This window comes from Streptomyces huiliensis, assembly GCF_020037025.1.
Classification (GTDB): Bacteria; Actinomycetota; Actinomycetes; order Streptomycetales; family Streptomycetaceae; genus Streptomyces; species Streptomyces huiliensis.
The window spans coordinates 1-3,730 of the sequence record NZ_JAIQLH010000399.1 but is presented as its reverse complement, the minus strand read 5'-3'; the positions used below and the strand labels follow the sequence as shown (position 1 = coordinate 3,730).

General features: G+C 69.4%; 6 protein-coding genes. 5 read left to right on the top strand and 1 reads right to left on the bottom strand.

The window, feature by feature from the left end:
• The first annotated feature begins 115 nt into the window (after positions 1-115).
• The gene (locus tag JNW98_RS34090; protein ID WP_223772165.1) at positions 116-607 is read left to right on the top strand and encodes a peptidylprolyl isomerase; all 492 of its coding nucleotides are present in this window, start codon (positions 116-118) and stop codon (positions 605-607) included.
• Between the two features lie 249 nt (positions 608-856).
• On the opposite strand, the gene JNW98_RS34085 is transcribed toward JNW98_RS34090, so the two are convergent.
• Positions 857-1,324 carry a hypothetical protein gene (locus JNW98_RS34085; protein ID WP_223772164.1) on the bottom strand — a complete coding sequence of 156 codons (468 nt, stop codon included), beginning with the start codon at positions 1,322-1,324 and terminating at the stop codon, positions 857-859.
• A 79-nt stretch (positions 1,325-1,403) separates the two neighbouring features.
• Here JNW98_RS34085 and JNW98_RS34080 point away from each other — a divergent pair, with 79 nt between their 5' ends.
• The 4 genes from JNW98_RS34080 to JNW98_RS34065 all read left to right on the top strand — a co-directional run bounded on the left by JNW98_RS34080 (position 1,404) and on the right by JNW98_RS34065 (position 3,663).
• Positions 1,404-2,246: a TetR/AcrR family transcriptional regulator gene (locus JNW98_RS34080; protein ID WP_223772163.1), complete on the top strand. Its 843-nt coding sequence runs from the start codon at positions 1,404-1,406 to the stop codon at positions 2,244-2,246.
• Between the two features lie 240 nt (positions 2,247-2,486).
• On the top strand, positions 2,487-2,870 hold the full coding sequence (locus JNW98_RS34075) for a peptidase inhibitor family I36 protein (protein ID WP_223772162.1): 384 nt from the start codon (positions 2,487-2,489) through the stop codon (positions 2,868-2,870).
• A gap of 40 nt (positions 2,871-2,910) precedes the next feature.
• Positions 2,911-3,372: a hypothetical protein gene (locus JNW98_RS34070; RefSeq protein ID WP_223772161.1), complete on the top strand. Its 462-nt coding sequence runs from the start codon at positions 2,911-2,913 to the stop codon at positions 3,370-3,372.
• A gap of 75 nt (positions 3,373-3,447) precedes the next feature.
• The gene (locus JNW98_RS34065; RefSeq protein ID WP_223772160.1) at positions 3,448-3,663 is read left to right on the top strand and encodes a hypothetical protein; all 216 of its coding nucleotides are present in this window, start codon (positions 3,448-3,450) and stop codon (positions 3,661-3,663) included.
• Positions 3,664-3,730 lie beyond the last annotated feature (67 nt).

Below are 3,730 nucleotides of genomic sequence, written 5' to 3'. Positions count from 1 at the left end.
CGCCGGCCCCGCGCCGGCCCCCGCCGGGCCCCGTCGGGCCCCGTCGGGCCGTCGCCGGGGCCTTTCCGGCGGGCCGGATACCGGGCCGCGTGACGAGGGATGTGAGGATATGGCCATGCACAACGTTTTTTTCGACATCACCATTGACGGTAAGGACGCGGGACGCATCGTCTTCCGCCTCTTCGACGACGTCGTCCCGGAGACCGCGCGTAACTTCCGCGAGCTCGCCACCGGCCAGAACGGCTACGGCTACGCCGGCTCCGCCTTCCACCGCGTCATCCCGGACTTCATGCTCCAGGGCGGCGACTTCACCCACGGCAACGGCACCGGCGGCAAGAGCATCTTCGGTGCGTCCTTCGCCGACGAGAACTTCTCCCTCAAGCACGACCGGCCGTTCCTGCTGTCGATGGCCAACCGCGGCCCGAACACCAACGGCTCCCAGTTCTTCGTGACGACCGTCGCCACCCCCTGGCTGGACGGCAAGCACGTCGTCTTCGGTGAGGTCGTCGAGGGCGAGGAGCTCGTCAAGAAGATCGAGGCCCTCGGCTCCCACAGCGGCGCCCTCCGTTCCGACGTGGTCATCAAGGAGAGCGGCACCGTCGCCTGACGGCCGCACGCACGGCCGAGACCGAACGCCTGAGTATCCCTACTCAGGCGTTCCGCGTTCCGGCCGGAAACCGTGGCTCCCCATGCGTCTCCGGTCCGGACCACACGTGCAAGCGGAGTGGCGGACCGGCTCGGTCATCCGCGACGCGGACGAGGTGATCCGGACGGCCTTCGACCAGGCCGAGATCCCCGACCTCGACACCGAGGCCCCTGGATCGTCGGGCGCAGTCAGGGCGCAATCAGGACGCGGTCAGGCAGAGGTCTTGCGCTCGACGCTGAAGTAGGACGCGGATTCCCGTGTCCGCAGCAGCAGGACCGCTGCCAGGCCGGCCACACACGGCACGACGCCGGCCACGGTCATCACCAGCGGATGCGGCTGGCTGAAGTTGTACACGGCCAGGACGCTGCCCAGCACGACGGCCGTGGAGCCGATGCCGCGCGCCCACCGCCGGCCGCGCCGGATCGCCCAGGCCATCGCCGCGAACAGGCAGACGCCGAGCACGCCAAGGGTGAACAGGTAGGTGAGGATGCTGGATTCAGCCATGCCGATCTGATCGGCACTGCGCTGCGGATAGCTCTGCCTGAGCCGTTCGGCGAGACCACCGCCGACGGCCTGGTCGATGACGATCACACCCGCGGCGGCCACCGCCAGCCCGGCGGCGGCCTGCAGGGCACGGCCGGCCCTGCGGACGGATGCGGGGAGTTGTTGCACGGACATCGGGATCCTCCTGATGCATAGAGCACTCACGAGACTTGGGATATCGTGTCTCAAGTTTTGTCGGAGAGTAGAGGGCCTGATGACGAACGAGCAACTCCAAATGGGAGTGGCACGGCGCCGACGCCGCCGTACCGACGCCGAAACCGCGCAGCGCATGCTCGACACCGCCATGACGATGGTCGAGCGCACCGGACTGACCGTGAGCCTGGATCACCTCAGTTTCGAAGACGTCATCCGAGACGCCGGCGTCGCACGCAGTGCCGTCTACCGCCGCTGGCCCTACAAGGACCTGTTCTTCAGCGACCTGCTCAAGGAACTCGCCCGGTGCGCGCCGGCCGCGGCGGGCGCCGACGGAAGGGCCGGCGAGGAGGCCCTCCGCCACCTCGCCCTTGCCCGCATCGATGGCTTCACCACCGCGGCCGGCCGTCACGAGCTCTGCGTCGAACTGCTGCGGCAAGGCGCGTTGCGAGACTTCGAGGCCATGCACGCCTCGACCCAGTGGCGCACCTACATCGCCCTGCACGCCACCTTCCTCGGCTTGGCCGACGGCACCCTGCGACGGGAGGTGCAGACCGCGCTCGACGCCGCCGAACGCGACCTCAACGACCGCATCGCCCGCTCCTACGAGAATCTCGCCGCGCTGTTCGGCCTGCGCCTGCGTCCCGACCTCCACACCACCTTCGAGGAACTGGCGACCCAGCTCAGCGCCACCATGCGCGGTTTCGTCCTGACCGCCCTCGCCCGTCCGGACCTCGCCGGGACGCACCGCAGGCGCGGCGTCTTCGGCACGGGGAACGAAGCCGAGTGGTCCCAGCCCGCCCTGGGCGTCGCCGCGACAGCGCTGGCCTTCCTCGTCCCCGACCCCGACGTGGTCTGGGATGAGGACCGCCTCGCGCAGGTGCGTCGGACTCTCCGGGAATGACGTCGCGCGGGTCCGCCGACGAGCAAGGGCCTTCACCCACCGCGGGACTGTTCCGGCGTCCAGGGTCTTCCCGCCGCCCCCTCATACGGAACCGCGTCCCGGCAGGTCAGCGCCTGGGACGTCCCAGGAACGCGTCAGTCGGGAGACGACCGTGGCGGCGTACGCCCCCCGCGCCGCAAGCTCTTTTCGGGGCCGGTGGAGCTCGGCCCCGTCGGCTCTCACAGGGGGAACAGCATGCGTATGACCAGGAAACTCGCGTCCGTCGTCGGCGGTGTGGTGCTGACCGGCGGACTGCTCGCCGGCGGCGCGGGGATCGCCGGCGCGGCGCCGGGCGGCGCAGAGGCGGCGAAGGACTGCCCGTCCGGCTACTTCTGCGTCTGGTCCGGCAAGAACTACACCGGCCACCGGCAGCAGGTCGCGGGGGACAACAAGGACCTGACCAAGTACACCGTCTTCCGGGCCTTCAAGTCGTACTACAACCACGGCTCGTCCTGCGACTTCCTGGGGTACTCGGGGAAGAACCACTCCGGCTCCCCGTGGCTCGCCAGGAAGGGCGCCAAGGACTCCCTCAGCGGCTCCGGGTTCTGGTACACGAAGTCCAACAAGTGGACCAACTGCCGCTGAGCGAGCGTCGGTTCCTGAGTGATCGGGAAAGGAGCACGTCATGCGCGTACGAGTCGGTCCTGCAGCGGCGACGACCACACTGGCCGCCCTGCTGGCCACCACCGCCGCGGCGGGGCCCGCACAGGCCGCCGGACACGGGGAGGGTGCGGGGCGGGCCGCCGCCGACACCTTCTTCACCAGAGGTGACTACGTCCACTTCTCCGGCACCGCACCGGGCAGGATCAACGCCCACGGCTGGTGGACCAAGAACAGTGGCCCCGCGACGATGGCCAAGGTCACCATCTGGCTGCAGGGCGGCACGGGGTGGCGGACGCTCGACAAGGGCGTCAAGACCGTCCCGCCGGGCGGAGGCAGCAACAAGAGGGCCGTCGCCAACTGGGGATGCACCAACTTCGTGGCGAAGAACGACTTCCGGTCCGTGGTGGACGTCGACATCGTCGGCTACCCGGACGGCGCGTCGAAGCTGGTGACGAAGACGCAGACGCTGTACTGCGGTATCTAGGAGTACCTGGTGTCGGACGGTCCCGCGCGGGCCGTCCGACGCGTGCGTCCGCGGCGAGACGAAGGCGGTGACCCGATGGGCGATGACGAAGCGGTACGGCTGAGCGTGGATGGCCAGGAGTTCACGGTCCGGGCGCGCCCGGACGAACCCGGCGTCTACGACTTCGACTGGACCAACGGACCGCCCGGCCAGGGCTTCTCCAGCGCCACGTCGGACGGCTCCCCGATGAGCCACGCCGAACTGGAGGCGGCCGTCCGCGACTTCGTCGAGACGTACGACCCCGGGGACTGAGTCCTTTCCCTCCGATCACGATCGGAGAGACAGGACTCAGCCGTGGAAGGCCGTGGTCGCCTCAAGT